Origin of the sequence: Pseudomonas sp. LS_2 (assembly GCF_042709235.1) — a bacterium.
Lineage (GTDB): Bacteria > Pseudomonadota > Gammaproteobacteria > Pseudomonadales > Pseudomonadaceae > Aquipseudomonas.
This window is the reverse complement of sequence record NZ_JAVAYC010000025.1, coordinates 23,807-38,361: the sequence shown is the minus strand read 5'-3', so window position 1 is coordinate 38,361 and position 14,555 is coordinate 23,807. Positions and strand designations below refer to the sequence as shown.

General features: G+C 64.9%; 11 protein-coding genes. 7 read left to right on the top strand and 4 right to left on the bottom strand.

Features of this window, described 5'->3' with window-relative positions; translation table 11 throughout:
* Window positions 1-176: 176 nt before the first annotated feature.
* The 4 genes from kdgD to RAC97_RS19620 all read left to right on the top strand — a co-directional run bounded on the left by kdgD (window position 177) and on the right by RAC97_RS19620 (window position 5,869).
* The gene (gene kdgD / locus RAC97_RS19635; RefSeq protein ID WP_375101282.1) at window positions 177-1,088 is read left to right on the top strand and encodes a 5-dehydro-4-deoxyglucarate dehydratase; all 912 of its coding nucleotides are present in this window, start codon (window positions 177-179) and stop codon (window positions 1,086-1,088) included.
* Window positions 1,089-1,193: 105 nt separating this feature from the next.
* Window positions 1,194-2,555, top strand: a complete 1,362-nt coding sequence (locus tag RAC97_RS19630) for an MFS transporter (RefSeq protein WP_375101281.1) — start codon at window positions 1,194-1,196, stop codon at window positions 2,553-2,555.
* A gap of 77 nt (window positions 2,556-2,632) precedes the next feature.
* The gene (gene garD, locus RAC97_RS19625) at window positions 2,633-4,186 is read left to right on the top strand and encodes a galactarate dehydratase (protein ID WP_375101308.1); all 1,554 of its coding nucleotides are present in this window, start codon (window positions 2,633-2,635) and stop codon (window positions 4,184-4,186) included.
* 102 nt (window positions 4,187-4,288) lie between these two features.
* Window positions 4,289-5,869, top strand: a complete 1,581-nt coding sequence (locus RAC97_RS19620) for an aldehyde dehydrogenase (NADP(+)) (protein ID WP_375101280.1) — start codon at window positions 4,289-4,291, stop codon at window positions 5,867-5,869.
* 42 nt (window positions 5,870-5,911) lie between these two features.
* On the opposite strand, the gene RAC97_RS19615 is transcribed toward RAC97_RS19620, so the two are convergent.
* Together RAC97_RS19615 and RAC97_RS19610 are read right to left on the bottom strand one after the other, a co-directional pair.
* Window positions 5,912-7,966 carry a pyridoxamine 5'-phosphate oxidase family protein gene (locus RAC97_RS19615; protein WP_375101279.1) on the bottom strand — a complete coding sequence of 685 codons (2,055 nt, stop codon included), beginning with the start codon at window positions 7,964-7,966 and terminating at the stop codon, window positions 5,912-5,914.
* Window positions 7,967-8,087: 121 nt separating this feature from the next.
* Entirely contained in the window at window positions 8,088-8,837 is a 750-nt protein-coding gene (locus RAC97_RS19610) for a FadR/GntR family transcriptional regulator (RefSeq protein WP_375101278.1), read from the bottom strand.
* A gap of 437 nt (window positions 8,838-9,274) precedes the next feature.
* Here RAC97_RS19610 and RAC97_RS19605 point away from each other — a divergent pair, with 437 nt between their 5' ends.
* Window positions 9,275-9,604 carry a hypothetical protein gene (locus RAC97_RS19605; protein ID WP_375101277.1) on the top strand — a complete coding sequence of 110 codons (330 nt, stop codon included), beginning with the start codon at window positions 9,275-9,277 and terminating at the stop codon, window positions 9,602-9,604.
* Between the two features lie 221 nt (window positions 9,605-9,825).
* On the opposite strand, the gene RAC97_RS19600 is transcribed toward RAC97_RS19605, so the two are convergent.
* Together RAC97_RS19600 and RAC97_RS19595 are read right to left on the bottom strand one after the other, a co-directional pair.
* The gene (locus tag RAC97_RS19600) at window positions 9,826-11,040 is read right to left on the bottom strand and encodes a YeeE/YedE family protein (RefSeq protein WP_375101276.1); all 1,215 of its coding nucleotides are present in this window, start codon (window positions 11,038-11,040) and stop codon (window positions 9,826-9,828) included.
* A 58-nt stretch (window positions 11,041-11,098) separates the two neighbouring features.
* A complete protein-coding gene (locus RAC97_RS19595) occupies window positions 11,099-11,851 on the bottom strand; it encodes a methyltransferase domain-containing protein (RefSeq protein WP_375101275.1) in 753 nt (250 codons plus the stop codon).
* A gap of 295 nt (window positions 11,852-12,146) precedes the next feature.
* Between RAC97_RS19595 and RAC97_RS19590 the strand changes: the two genes are divergently transcribed.
* Window positions 12,147-13,127, top strand: coding sequence for an aliphatic sulfonate ABC transporter substrate-binding protein (locus tag RAC97_RS19590; RefSeq protein WP_375101274.1), 981 nt, complete (start codon window positions 12,147-12,149; stop codon window positions 13,125-13,127).
* A 9-nt stretch (window positions 13,128-13,136) separates the two neighbouring features.
* On the top strand, window positions 13,137-14,498 hold the full coding sequence (locus tag RAC97_RS19585; RefSeq protein WP_375101273.1) for an LLM class flavin-dependent oxidoreductase: 1,362 nt from the start codon (window positions 13,137-13,139) through the stop codon (window positions 14,496-14,498).
* Window positions 14,499-14,555 lie beyond the last annotated feature (57 nt).

Sequence of the window (14,555 nt, the reverse complement as noted above, 5' to 3'; positions counted from 1 at the left end):
ACCGGCGAATGACCTGTAGCCGCGGGGCTGGCCGCGAATTAACCCCACACCGTATGCCACCCCCTCCCCTAAAAAAATTTCACCACGAGGACTAGTCATCCCGATAGTTGTACGATAACTTACCTCTCACCTTGGTTCTCCACCTTCTCCAAGCGCCCAACAGGATGCCTACAACAATGACCCCACAAGAACTGCAATCCATCCTTTCCCACGGCCTGCTGTCGTTCCCTGTCACCGACTTCAACGCCCAGGGCGACTTCAACCCTGCCGGCTACATCAAGCGCCTCGAGTGGCTGGCCCCTTACGGCGCCAGCGCGCTGTTCGCGGCCGGTGGTACTGGCGAGTTCTTCTCCCTGGCCGCCAGCGAGTACAGCCAGGTGATCAAGACCGCAGTCGACACCTGCGCCAAATCGGTGCCAATCCTCGCGGGCGTCGGCGGCTCCACCCGCCAGGCCATCGAGTACGCCCAGGAAGCCGAGCGCCTGGGTGCCAAGGGCCTGTTGCTGCTGCCGCATTACCTGACCGAAGCCAGCCAGGACGGCGTTGCCGCCCACGTAGAGGCGGTATGCAAGTCGGTGAACATCGGCGTGGTGGTCTACAACCGTAACGTCTGCCGCCTGAACGCTGCCCTGCTCGAGCAACTGGCCGAGCGCTGCCCGAACCTGATCGGCTACAAGGACGGCCTGGGCGACATTGAGCTGATGGTGTCGATCCGCCGCCGCCTGGGCGATCGCTTCAGCTACCTGGGTGGCCTGCCTACCGCCGAAGTGTATGCTGCTGCCTACAAGGCACTCGGCGTGCCGGTCTACTCCTCCGCCGTGTTCAACTTCGTGCCGAAGACCGCGATGGACTTCTACCACGCCATCGCCCGCGACGATCACGCCACTGTCGCCAAGCTGATCGACGATTTCTTCCTGCCCTACCTGGACATTCGTAACCGCAAGTCGGGCTACGCCGTGTCCATCGTCAAGGCAGGCGCCAGGATCGCCGGCTATGACGCAGGCCCGGTGCGCACCCCGCTGACCGACCTGACCGCCGAAGAGTATGAAATGCTCGCTGCCCTGATGGACAAGATGGGCCCGCAATAAGCACGCGACAACGCGGCCTGCCAATGCCGCCGCCGGGGCGCCTGACAGCGCCCCGGCTTACAATTCGATCCGCCCGCACAAAAATAAATAGTGGGAGTACCCAGCATGCAAGCGACTAAAAAGACGCATGTGCGCTACCTGATCCTGTTCATGCTGTTCCTGGTGACCACGATCAACTACGCAGACCGCGCCACCATCGCAATTGCAGGCTCCAGCCTGCAGAAAGACCTTGGCATCGACGCCGTCACCCTTGGCTACATCTTCTCCGCCTTCGGCTGGGCCTATGTGGCTGGGCAAATTCCCGGTGGCTGGTTGCTGGACCGCTTCGGCTCCAAGAACGTCTACGCGTTCAGTATCTTCACCTGGTCGCTGTTCACCCTGCTGCAAGGCTTCGTCGGCGGCATGCCGGTGGCCTGGGCGGTAGTCACCCTGTTCACCCTGCGCTTTCTCGTCGGTTTTGCCGAAGCCCCGTCTTTCCCGGGTAACGCCCGGATCGTCGCGGCCTGGTTCCCGACCGCCGAACGCGGCACGGCCTCGGCGATCTTCAACTCGGCGCAGTACTTTGCCACGGCGCTGTTCGCGCCATTGATGGGCTGGATCGTCTACAGCTTCGGCTGGGAACACGTGTTCGTGGTGATGGGCGCGCTGGGTATCGTGTTCTCGGGCATCTGGCTCAAGACCATCTACAACCCGCGCCAGCACCCGCGCATCGGTCAAATCGAACTCGAGCACATCGAGCAGGGTGGCGGCCTGGTGGACATGGACCAGAAACGCGCCAACGACGGCCCGAAATGGGGCTACGTCAAGCAACTGCTGACCAGCCGCATGCTCCTGGGCGTGTACCTGGGCCAGTTCTGCATCAACGCCATTACCTACTTCTTTCTCACCTGGTTCCCGGTGTACCTGGTGCAGGAACGCGGCATGACCATCCTCAAGGCGGGCATCATCGCCTCCCTGCCGGCCATTTGCGGCTTCATAGGCGGTGTACTGGGCGGCGTGCTGTCCGACTGGCTGCTGCGTCGCGGCCATACCCTGACCTTCGCCCGCAAGCTGCCGATCGTCTGCGGCCTGTTGCTGTCGACCACAATGGTCTTCTGCAACTATGTCGACGCCGAGTGGATGGTCGTAGGCTTCATGACCCTGGCCTTCTTCGGCAAAGGCATCGGCGCCCTGGGCTGGGCCGTGGTGGCCGACACCTCGCCCAAGCAGATCGCTGGCTTGTCCGGTGGCCTGTTCAACACCTTCGGCAATATCGCCTCGATCACCACCCCAATCGTCATCGGCTACATCATCAGCGCCACCGGCTCGTTCAAATGGGCCCTGGTGTACGTTGGCGCCAACGCCTTGGTGGCGGTGTTCAGCTACCTGGTGATCGTCGGACCGATCAAGCGTATCGAGTTACGCGAGGACGCCTCGACTGAAAGCCTCTCGCCCGCCGGCAGCGAACTGGCAGGCTCGCGTCCCTGAGTCATACACGCCCGTACCCGGCCCTGGCCGGGTACGGGCGGATGAATAGCCTGAGAGATAATTGGAAGGGCACCACCATGCAGTTGATCGAACACTCCGAATCGCCCCGCTACGTGCGCCTGCACGATGACGACAATGTCGTGGTCGTGGTCAACGATGGCGGGCTGGGTGAAGGTGCACGTTTCGCCGACGGCCTGACCCTGGTCGAAGGCGTACCGCAAAGCCACAAGGTGGCCACCGTCGACATCGCCAAGGGCGAGGCCGTGCGCCGCTACGGGCAAATCATCGGCTATGCCCTGGAAGACCTGCGCCAGGGCAGCTGGGTACAGGAAACCCAACTGGCCATGCCGGCCGCACCCGAGCTAGACAGCCTGCCGCGCTGCGATGCCGTGCCCGCCGCCCAGCCGCCGCTCGAAGGTTTCACCTTCGAGGGTTATCGCAACGCCGACGGCACCGTCGGCACCCGCAACATCCTCGGCATCACCACTACCGTGCAGTGCGTCACCGGCGTGTTGGACCAAGCCGTCAAGCGCATTCGCGAAGAACTGCTGCCCAAGTACCCCAACGTCGACGACGTGGTCGCCCTCACCCACAGCTACGGCTGCGGCGTGGCGATCAACGCCCGTGACGCCTATATCCCGATTCGCACCGTACGCAACCTGGCGCGCAACCCCAACCTGGGCGGCGAAGCATTGGTCATCAGCCTGGGCTGCGAGAAGTTGCAGGCCGAGCAGGTGATGCACGAGAACGACCCCTCGGTCGACCTCAGCGACCCCTGGCTGTACCGCCTGCAGGACGCCAAGCTGGGCTTCGTGGAAATGGTCGAGCAGATCATGGAACTGGCAGAAACCCGCCTGAAGAAGCTCGACCAGCGCCGCCGCGAAAGCGTGCCGGCCAGCGAGTTGATCCTGGGCATGCAGTGCGGCGGCAGCGATGCATTTTCCGGCATCACCGCCAACCCGGCGCTGGGCTATGCCTCGGACCTGCTGGTTCGTGCCGGCGCCACGGTGATGTTCTCGGAAGTCACCGAAGTGCGCGATGCCATCTACATGCTCACCTCCCGCGCCGAAACCCCGGAGGTGGCGCAAGCGCTGGTGCGCGAGATGGACTGGTACGACCGCTACCTGCAACAGGGCGCTGCCGACCGCAGCGCCAATACCACCCCTGGCAACAAGAAAGGCGGTTTGTCGAACATCGTCGAGAAATCCCTGGGTTCGATCGTCAAATCTGGCAGCGGCGCCATCCAGGGCGTGCTTGGCCCAGGCGAGCGCGTCGACCGCAAGGGCCTGATCTTCTGCGCGACACCGGCCAGCGACTTCGTCTGCGGCACCTTGCAGCTGGCCGCCGGCATGAACCTGCACGTGTTCACCACCGGTCGCGGCACGCCGTACGGCCTGGCCATGGCGCCCGTGGTGAAGGTATGCACCCGCACCGAGCTTGCCCAGCGCTGGCCCGACCTGATCGACATCGACGCCGGGCGTATCGCCAGCGGCCGCTCGAGCATCGAGGCGCTAGGCTGGGAGCTGTTCCACTATTACCTGGACGTGGCCAGCGGTCGCAAGAAGACCTGGGCCGAGCAGCATAAGCTGCACAACGACATCACCCTGTTCAACCCGGCACCGATTACCTGAAACCTTTTGACCCATGCACACCCTGTGGGAGCGGACTAGCCCCGCGCCTACAGGTGGCTAGTCACTCCGTTCATTTCACTCTCGAGCCAACAGGAGCACCCCATGCCAGAGATCCTCGGCCACAACTTCATCGCCGGCCAGCGCAGCGCCGCTGGCGACCAACGCCTGCAGAGCCTGGACGCCACCACCGGCGAGGCCCTGCCCTACAGCTTCATCCAGGCCACCGAGGCCGAAGTCGACCAGGCCGCCCGGGCCGCTGCCGCCGCCTTCGCCGAATATCGCCAGTTGCCGCCTGCCCGTCGCGCCGAATTCCTCGACGCCATCGCCGCCGAACTGGACGAACTCGATGACAGCTTCGTCGCCATCGTCTGCCGTGAAACCGCCCTGCCCGCTGCACGTATCCAGGGTGAGCGCGGCCGCACCAGCGGCCAGATGCGCCTGTTCGCCCAGGTGCTGCGCCGCGGCGACTTCCTTGGCGCGCGCATCGACCTGGCCCTGCCCGAGCGCCAGCCGCTGCCACGCGTCGACCTGCGCCAGATGCGCATCGGCGTCGGCCCGGTTGCCGTGTTCGGCGCCAGCAACTTCCCCCTGGCATTCTCCACCGCCGGTGGCGATACCGCTGCCGCCCTGGCCGCCGGTTGCCCGGTGGTGTTCAAGGCGCACAGCGGCCACATGGCCACCGCCGACCTGGTCGGCTGCGCAATCATCCGCGCCGCCGAGCGCACCGGCATGCCCAAGGGCGTGTTCAACATGGTCTTCGGCGGTGGCGTGGGCGAGTGGCTGGTCAAGCACCCGGCCATCCAGGCCGTAGGTTTCACCGGTTCGCTGCGCGGTGGCGATGCCTTGTGCCGCATGGCGGCCGAGCGCCCGCAACCGATCCCGGTGTTCGCCGAGATGTCCAGCATCAACCCAGTGATCGTCCTGCCGGGCGCGCTGGCCAAGCGTGGCGACGCCATCGCCCGCGAACTGGCAGGTTCGGTTTGCCTCGGCGCTGGCCAGTTCTGTACCAACCCCGGCCTGGTGATCGGCCTGCAATCGCCACAGTTCAGCCAACTGCTCGCCGACCTCGGCCAGCAACTGGACGCCCAGCCCGGGCAGACCCTGCTCAACGCCGGCGGCCTGCGCAGCTACGCCGGTGGCTTGGAGCACCTGCATGCCCACCCCGGCATCCAGCACCTGGCTGGCCAGGCGCAGGACGGCAACCAGGCCCGTGCCCAGTTGTTCAAGGCCGACGCCCGTCTGCTGGTCGATGCTGACCCGCTGCTGCAAGAAGAAGTCTTCGGCCCGACCACCGTGGCCGTCGAGGTGCAGGACAATGCGCAACTGCGCGCGGCCCTGCTCGGCCTGCGTGGCCAGCTGACCGCGACGCTGATCGGTGAAGCGGAAGACTTCGAAGCCTTCGCCTGGCTGGTACCGCTGCTGGAAGAGAAAGTCGGTCGTATCCTGGTCAACGGCTACCCGACCGGCGTGGAAGTGTCCGATGCCATGGTTCACGGCGGCCCATACCCAGCCACTTCCGACAGCCGTGGCACCTCGGTCGGCACCCTGGCCATCGATCGCTTCCTGCGCCCTGTGTGCTACCAGAACTACCCGCAGGCCCTGCTGCCTGAGGCGCTGCGTGACAGCAACCCGCTGAAACTGCGCCGCCTGGTCAATGGCCAGTGGAGTGACGCGGCGCTCTGATCGCCGACTTGCGGGTGGCCGACAACGGCCACCCGCTTTCGCTCACAAGTCCAGGTGCAACGCCTCGACTCCTGCGGCCGGCACTGCACAGCAAATCAAAGCCTCCCCTTCTGCCACTTCGAACTCCGGTGCCTCGGCGTAGGTAACCGCGCCCTTGAGCACACGCGTGCGGCAACTCCCGCAAGAACCCCCACGGCAACCGAAGGACGGCTCAAGGCCGCGCTGTTCGGCAAGCTCCAGCAACGAGCCCTCCCCCGGGTTCCAGCGCGCCTCCTTGGCTGAATCCATGAACAGTACCGGTACCGACTCGGCCGCCACCGGCGCCAGCTCCACTGTCGCTGTCGCTTGGCTCTTGCGCCGCGTGAGGCTCGACGGTCCGAACGCCTCGGCATGGATACGTGCATCATCGATGTTCAGGTCGCGCAGGCCGTCGTACATCTGCTGCATGAAGCCCTGCGGGCCGCACAGGTAGAAGTCGTAGTCGTCGAACGGCAGCAACTGGCGCAGCAGCTCGATGCTCATGCGGCCCTCGAGGTCGAAATCCACCCCCGGCTTGGCGCCCGTGGCATCGCTGAGCAGGCGCACATGGCGCAGTGTGCCGGCCGATGCGCCAACCAGCCCGGCGAACTCATCCTGGAACGCCAGTTGCGCCTTGTTCGAGGCCGCTTGCAGCAGCCATGTCGGACGCCGGTATTGGGTGCGCCGACCTTCGTGTACCAAGTGCCGCGCCATGGCCAGTGCCGGGGTGACACCCACGCCGGCCGCCAGCATCACCACCGAGCGACGCACGCGCGGGTCGATGGTGAAGGCGCCGGCCGGCGCCTTGGCCTCGACCAGGTCGCCGACCTTGAGCTGTTCGTGCAAATGGGTGGAAACCACGCCTTCGCGCTTCACGCTGATGCGCAGCTGGGTATCGGACGGTCCGTTGGACAACGTATAGGTACGCACCAGCGCTGCCTGCTCGCCAGCGACCCGCACCCGTATCGGCAGGTGCTGGCCGGCCAGGCGCACAGGCAGCCCGGCATCGTCGTCGGGTTGCAGGTGGAACGAGCGGATGTGCTCGCTCTCGTCGACCACCTGAACCACCCGGTACGGGCGCCAGGCATTCTGCAGCACGGCAGCCTTCAGGCGCGCCTGCATGTCCTCCCAGCTGCCGGTCATCAAGGCGTTGGGCGAAATGCCGTCGTCCATGTCCACCCAACGCAACGGCAAGCCGCCAGGACGGCGTATCACCCGCTGCGGGCGCAAGCGCCACATGCGCTCGGCACCGACGAATGCCTGGGTTTCGGGGTCATCCATGAGCACTTCGGTGCTACCGGTGATTTGCAGCAAGTCGCCGCTGCGCATGTCGACGAACACCAGGCCCGCCCGCGGGTTCACCACCATGTTGCCCAGGGTGTTGAAGAACAGGTTGCCGTTGAAGTCCGGCACGGTCAGCGTGCCGTCCTCGCCGATGTGCACGAAGCCTGGCTTGCCGCCGCGATGCGAGACATCCACCTGGCGCACGCCATCGCGCTCGACATAGGAAGCGACATAGAACGAATCGGCGGCCTGGATCATCGCGCGGTCAGCCGCCTCGAGCGTGGACGACTCGCTCACCGGGCCGGGCGCAGAATCGTCGAAGGCATAGCGGCGCAGGTGGATGTAGCGCGGGCAGTTGCCGTAGGCCTGGGTAGGAATGATCTCGAAGCCCGTGGCGCGGGAGCGTCGCACATTGCCGTTGAGGCGGTTGCGCCGGCGGGTGTGCAACTCGATCCCGAGCATGCCGACGCCATGGCCGTCTTCAAGGCCAGCGTCCGCCGGGTCGGCGGGCTCCCGCGGCAGGTCCAGGACCAGGCGACGGGGCTCTGGCGAGTGCATGAAGCCAGGTTGGCCGGCGCGCAAAGTGGCCCAGGCATCGCCGTTGGGGTCGACGCTGCCCAGTACCACGAAGGGCAATTGCCCGTAGAATTCACGATGCTGGTCGGGCATGAAGTCCCGGGCCATCTGGGTCTTGCCGATGCCTTCCATGCGCTCGACTGCGCCAACGAAGCCCTGCAGGCGTAACTCGCCTTCATGCCAGGCCGAAGGGGTATCATTGACCGGGGGCTTGTTCATGGCGGCACCTGCGCAAGTGTGAAGAGGATGAAGCTATCCTCACTCGTTCAGGGCGCGCAGAGAATCGGTACAACACACAATTGATCGTTTCGATCTCCGAAACAATCAACGGTGTCGGACTTCAGGCAGTTTGCGCCTCAGCCGCCTCGTGGGCCTGGCGCAAGCGCTCCCGGCTATTGGCCAGGTGCATGCGCATGGCCATTTTCGCGCCCTCGCCGTCGCGCCGAGCGATGGCTTCGAAGATCGCTTCGTGTTCGTGGCTCAGCCGGCTCATGTAGTGCGCCTGATCGTCATGGGCAATGCGCGCCGAATTGAGTCGGGTGCGGGGAATGATGCTGGTACCCAGGTGATTGATGATGTCGGCGAAATAATGGTTGCCGCTGGCCTGGGCGATACGCAGGTGGAAGAGGAAATCTGCCGAAACCACGTCGGAGGCATGGGCAGCGCCTTCGCTGAGCTCATCGAGTGCGGCACGCATGCCGGCCAGTTCCTCGTCGCTGCGTCGCAGCGCGGCCAGGCCCGCCGCCTCCACCTCAAGGGCAATACGCAGCTCCAGTACCGCCATCACCTCGCGCAAGGTGACGACGGTGGCCGGGTCGATGCGGAACCCGCCGGTGCTCGGTGCATCCAGCACGAAGGTGCCGATGCCGTGGCGGGTTTCCACCTGCCCGGCCGCCTGCAGACGCGAGATGGCCTCGCGCACCACCGTGCGGCTGACGCCTTCCTCGGCCATGATCTGCGACTCGGTCGGCAACTTGTCGCCGCGCTTGAGCTGCCCGCTGCGGATACGCTCGGTCAATACCGAGACCAGTTCCTGAGCCAGACTGCGCGGCTTGCGTCGTGTCCTTGCCTGTAACTGCTGCTCTGTCATGCCTGTCGATTTCGCTGGGTAAGAGAAACGACATCATAGCGCAAGCAGTTGTACGATCACATACATCAGCCAGGGATTTCGGCTTTCACTCACAGCGCAGCGTGTGGCGAACGCCACGAAGCTGCGCCCACACCACCGCCGCGCCCTTGGAGGCCACCAGCATAAGGGCAAGGATGCCCAGTGCCTGCTGCCTGCTGCCTGCTGCCTGCTGCCTGCTGCCTGCTGCCTGCTGCCTGCTGCCTGCTCGGCGACATCCAATGACCGCTACCCGGTCGGAAACCTGCTGCCCACTGCGTTCGGACTGTGCGACCTGTACGGAATGAGCCGCCAGCGGTACCGGGATAAGCCGCGGGCCAAGACTGGCGGCAATTTGCTGGCCCCCAGGCATTGGAAGCGAAGGCAAACTCCCTTCTCCTTCAGATGCTTAGGACAGCAACATGCGAATGTTTCTAGCTACTGTCGCCGGCTGCTTGCTGGCAGCCACCGCCTTCAGCGTCCAGGCCCGCGCCCTGAGCCAGAGCGAGCGCCAGGTGTGTGGATGGGGCTCGCAGATTGCCGCTGAAGCCCAACAGGCCAAGCTTTCCGGGGTAACGCTGTATGCCACCCGCAAGAAGCTGCAGGCGCGGAAATTCCCCAAGCCGTGGATGCGCATGACCGCGTTCGGCATCACTGAACAGACCTACAACAGCCGTTCGAAGCTCAAGCCGGCAGCCATCAAGAAGACGTACTTCGAGCAATGTGCGCAACACGCAGTGGCTAAACGATAGCCCAATAAAAACAGTAACTTACACAGATAATTGAAAGCGACTTGCTAAGAAAGCCACGCAACGGAAGGCGAGACAAATCCTTTCATATCAACATGTTAAGAAGAAAACCTCATCCAGCAGCCAAGATTGAATTTTCAGCAGAACAATCAACCCGCCACCCTACGAAATGGCTTCCCTGCTGATGGCCCTGGCGCGATACCCCGCGCCAAGGCCGAGCCGAATCAGCAGCCGCTCAGGACCGGCGCACGACGCTCACCCGCAAAAAACAGCGGGCGCAACCTGACACCGACCATGTTGCCCGCATAGGCAGCCACCAGCCACAGCCAGCCGTGCACGCTGCCCGAGGCGATGCCGCTGAAGTACGCGCCGATGTTGCAGCCGTACGCCAGGCGCGAGCCATAGCCGAGCAGCAAGCCGCCGAGCACTGCGGCCACCAGCGATGGCAGGGGAATCTTCAGACTCGGCGCGAAGCGGCCCGCCAGGCCCGCCGCCAGCAACGCACCCAGCACGATACCGATGTCCATCACCGTGGTGATGTCCTGCCACAGCGGCGCGGCCAGAGCTTTGGCGTTGGCCGGCATCTGCCAGAACGCCCAGCTGCCAACGTCGACACCCAACCCATTCAAGGTCTTGGCGCCCCACAGGGCAAAGGCCGAGGTGATACCCCAGGGGCGACCGGCCAGGGCCAGGGTAGCGTAGTTAAGCAACGCCAGGGCAATAGCGCCCCAAACCAGCGGCCAAGGGCCACGCAGGAAGCGGCGCAGGCCCTGGTGCTCGCTGTTCGACGCGACTTCGAGGGTGCCGTGGCGGCGCTTTTCCAGCAGCACGGTCGCCCAGGCGATGGCGGCGAACAACGCCAGGCTCGCCAGCAATGCCGGGGCCACACCCCAGGCCTTGACGATGGAGGTGGCGGGAAACGACGGCAACGCGAACCACCAGTCGGCGTGGTGGGTAGCGGTCACCGAGCCGATGATGAAGAACAGCAGGGTCACCAGCATGCGCGCATTGCCGCCACCCACCGTGAACAGCGTGCCCGAGGCGCATCCACCGCCCAGTTGCATGCCAATGCCGAAGATGAACGCGCCGAACACAACCGAGACACCCGGCGGCGCCACCAACCCGGTGACCGGGGTACCGAACAGGCTGCCAGTCGACAGCGCCGGGAAGAACAGCAGCACCGCCAGTGCCAGCATGACCATCTGCGCCCGCAGGCCGGCCCCGCGACGCTCGGTGATAAACACTCGCCAGGCCGAGGTGAAACCGAACGCGGCGTGATACAGCGTCAGGCCCAGGGCTGCGCCGACGAGCAGCAGCAGTACCTGTTTGAACCCGGCGTTGAGGTTGAGAAAGAACGCCCCAGCCAGCAACAGGCCCAGCGCGATCAAGGGGGCGCCGATACGGCGCGGTTCAGGTGTGGCGGTAGCGGAAAGACCCATCGTTTTACTCGGATATCAGTCGAACAGGCCGCGAGTATAACGCCACAGCTCGGCGCTATCACGGTTTGTACGCCGACACTCCAAAGGCCAGGTCGCCGATGTAGATGCCCTGGGATTGCAGGCGCTCGGCGTCCAGCCGTGCCTGCAAGGTCTCGATGCCCACCTCGCGCGCCGTGGCCACGCCCAGGCCGACGATACGCGGCAGGCAAGCCTGGATGATCTGGCCCAGGCCATAGGCGTTCTCCGGCGTCTGCACCAGGCATTCGGCACGCAGGTCGTCCACCTGCAACCCGGCCTGGGTAAAGATCCGATGCAGGTTGAAGCCGATGTGCAAATCGGCCCCTTCCCGTTCGAGCATCCGCTGGAGCCACTTCTGCGCCTTACGGTGCAAGGGGAAGGTATCGAGGCTTGCCGGGGCCAGGGTGGTGTCGTGCTCCTGGAACGCCATGACTCCGCCTGGCAGCAACAGCCGCGCAAGCCCACGCACGGCCTTCACCGCATCAGGCAGGTACATCAGCACCCGGCGTCCGACAATGGCATCGAACAGCCCAAGGGACGCGGGCACGGCATGCAAGTCGCAGCCCATGAAGGTCGGCATGACCGCACCAGGGGCCGGCACCCGCTGGCCCGCCCGCTCCAGCATCGCTGCCGACTGGTCGATACCCACCACTGCCCCGTCGCAGCCGACCAGCTCGGCCAGCAGGAAGCTCACATCGCCGCCACCACAGCCCACATCGAGCACACGCATGCCCGGACCAATGCCGGCATCGACCAGCAGGCGGGAGGTGAACGTGGTATGCGAAAGTGACATGCCGTGCTCCTCGTTGCGAAGACGCCAGTGTGCCGCGCCGACACAACCTGCGGCAAATGCCCTCTGCCGGGCTGGTCGGCGCAGTATTCCTTGGCGAGTCCCTGCTGGGTGGGATAATTGTGACGCAGCAATGGCCGCGACCTCGGCGACGCTTGTCGAGCCGACCCCGCACATAAAGTAAATGGATATAAAAATAAGAAAATAATCTAACAAAATGGAATAAAAAAATTGAAAGGCCCCTGTCATCTCCTTAGGCTGGATGAAACCTTTCCATCCCCTCCAAGGAGCTGCTCCCGTGACCGCCCGTGCCTTCTCACCCCTGCGCCGCCTGCTGGTCGGCGCTCTGCTGGCCAGCGCCGCCAGCGCCCTGTTGCCGTGGTCCGAAGCCTTGGCCGATGAAGCCAAGACCCTGCGCATCGGCTACCAGAAATTCAACAGCATCAATATCCTCAAGAGCAGCGGCGCGCTGGACAAGGCGCTGGCAGCCCAGGGGGTGAAGGTCAGCTGGCACGAATTCGCCGCCGGTCCACAGGTACTCGAGGCCCTCAGCACCGGTGCCATCGATCTGGGGCACGCCGCCGACGCGCCGTCGGTGTTCGCCCAGGCAGCCGGCAAGCCGGTGGTCTACCTGGCCGCCGAGCAACCCTACCCCAAAGGTATCGGCCTGGTCGTGCGTGAACAGGACCACATCAACTCGGTCCAGGACCTCAAAGGCAAGCGCGTGGCCACCGGGCGCGGCTGGAATGCCCAGTACCTGCTGGCCGTTGCCTTGCAACAAGCCGGCCTGAGCTACCAGGACATTACCCCCGCCTACGTCAACAACGCCGCCGATGCCGTGGCTGCCTTGCAATCGGGCAGCGTCGAGGCGGTCACCCTGTGGGATCCGTTCCTGGCAGCCGCCGAGCGACAGCCGGGGCTAAAGAACCTGCGTGACGGCACCGGGCTGTCCAACAACCGCACCTTCTACCTGTCCACCGCAACATTCGCCGACCAGCACCGCGAGTGGCTCAAGACCTTCTTTACCGAGCTGTCCAAGGTCACCTTGTGGGCCAATGCCAAGCCCGCCGAAGTCGCCGCGCTGCTTGCCCCGCAGCTGGGCATCGGCGCCGACGTGCTGCAAGTGGCCAGCGAGCGGCGCAACTACAATGCCGTCGCCATTACCCCACAGATCATCGCCGAGCAGCAGAAACTGGCCGACACCTTCCAGGGCCTTGGCCTTATTCCACGCAAGCTGCAGGTGGCCGATGCGGTCTACCCAAGTGCCGTGCTGCCCTGAGGAACCGTCATGCCGCGCCCGATCCGCTTCAACGCCTTCAGCATGAATGCCGCCAGTCACCAGTCACCTGGCCTGTGGCGCCACCCGCGCAATACCAGCGAGCAGTTCAACCGCCTGACGTACTGGACCGATCTGGCCCAGTTGCTCGAGCAAGGCCTGTTCGATGCGCTGTTCATCGCCGATGTGCTGGGTATCTACGATGTCTATCAGGGCGGCCCCGAGGCGGCGTTGCGCGGCGGGGTGCAGGTGCCGGTCAACGATCCGCTGCTGCTGGTGCCGGCGATGGCGGGCGTGACCCGCAACCTGGGCTTCGGCGTGACCTTCTCGCTCACCTACGAACACCCCTACCCGTTCGCCCGGCGCATGTCCACGCTGGACCACCTGAGCGATGGCCGGGTCGGCTGGAACATCGTCACCGGCTACCTTGACAGCGCCGCCCGCAACCTGGGCCTTGCGCGCCAGCTCGGCCATGACCAACGCTACGACCTGGCCGAAGAATACCTGGAAGTGCTGTACAAGCTCTGGGAGCACAGCTGGGACGATGACGCGGTGCTGCTCGAGCGCGAGACCGGCCGCTATATCGAACCCTCGCGCGTACACCCTATTCGCCACCATGGCGAGCATTTCCAGGTGCCCGGCATGCACCTGTGCCAGCCCTCGCCCCAGCGCACGCCGGTGCTGTTCCAGGCTGGCGCCTCGGCGCGCGGCCAGCAGTTCGCCGCGCGTCATGCCGAATGCGTGTTCATCAGCGGGCCGACACCCACTGTGCTGCGCCGTTACTCCGACGGTATCCGCAAGGCTTGCGAAGAGGCCGGGCGTGGGCGCGAGGAGGTACTGATCTATGCCCAGGCACTGCTGATCGTCGCCGAGACCCACGAGCTGGCCCAGGCACGCTTCGCCGAGTACCGCCGCTACGTCGATCTGGATGCCGCCCTGGCCTTGCTGTCGGGCTGGACCGGCATCGACTTCGCCGGGCTCGACCCGGACTCGCCCATCGAGTACCTGGAGAACGACGCCGGCCGCGCCGCCCTGGCAGCCTTCACTGCCGCCGACCCGAACCGCCGCTGGAGCGTGCGCGAGGCCGCCGAATTCGTCGGCCTCGGTGGACGGGGCCCGGTGCTCATCGGCTCGGCGAGCGAGGTGGCGGACCAGCTGGAAGCCTGGCTCGACCAGACTGGCGTCGACGGTTTCAACCTCACCTACGCCGTGCAGCCAGACGACCTGCGCGAAGTGGTCGAACGGTTGGTACCTGAACTGCAACGTCGCGGTCGCTACCCCCTGGCCTATGAAGACGGCACCTTGCGCCACAAGCTGTTCGGCCAGGGAGACCGTCTGCGGGACGGCCATGCCGGACGCCAAGTTCGCATTTAGCCAGCAAATACCGGGTATTCCAACATTTAATTTGTGGATGGGACATGCGCACCTCTA

Excerpts from the sequence above, each read along its gene's own strand:
- kdgD (WP_375101282.1), top strand. The coding sequence starts at position 177 with ATGACCCCACAAGAACTGCAATCCATCCTTTCCCACGGCCTGCTGTCG.
- RAC97_RS19630 (WP_375101281.1), top strand. The coding sequence starts at position 1,194 with ATGCAAGCGACTAAAAAGACGCATGTGCGCTACCTGATCCTGTTCATG.
- garD (WP_375101308.1), top strand. The coding sequence starts at position 2,633 with ATGCAGTTGATCGAACACTCCGAATCGCCCCGCTACGTGCGCCTGCAC.
- RAC97_RS19620 (WP_375101280.1), top strand. The coding sequence starts at position 4,289 with ATGCCAGAGATCCTCGGCCACAACTTCATCGCCGGCCAGCGCAGCGCC.
- RAC97_RS19615 (WP_375101279.1), bottom strand. The coding sequence starts at position 7,966 with ATGAACAAGCCCCCGGTCAATGATACCCCTTCGGCCTGGCATGAAGGC.
- RAC97_RS19610 (WP_375101278.1), bottom strand. The coding sequence starts at position 8,837 with ATGACAGAGCAGCAGTTACAGGCAAGGACACGACGCAAGCCGCGCAGT.
- RAC97_RS19605 (WP_375101277.1), top strand. The coding sequence starts at position 9,275 with ATGCGAATGTTTCTAGCTACTGTCGCCGGCTGCTTGCTGGCAGCCACC.
- RAC97_RS19600 (WP_375101276.1), bottom strand. The coding sequence starts at position 11,040 with ATGGGTCTTTCCGCTACCGCCACACCTGAACCGCGCCGTATCGGCGCC.
- RAC97_RS19595 (WP_375101275.1), bottom strand. The coding sequence starts at position 11,851 with ATGTCACTTTCGCATACCACGTTCACCTCCCGCCTGCTGGTCGATGCC.
- RAC97_RS19585 (WP_375101273.1), top strand. The coding sequence starts at position 13,137 with ATGCCGCGCCCGATCCGCTTCAACGCCTTCAGCATGAATGCCGCCAGT.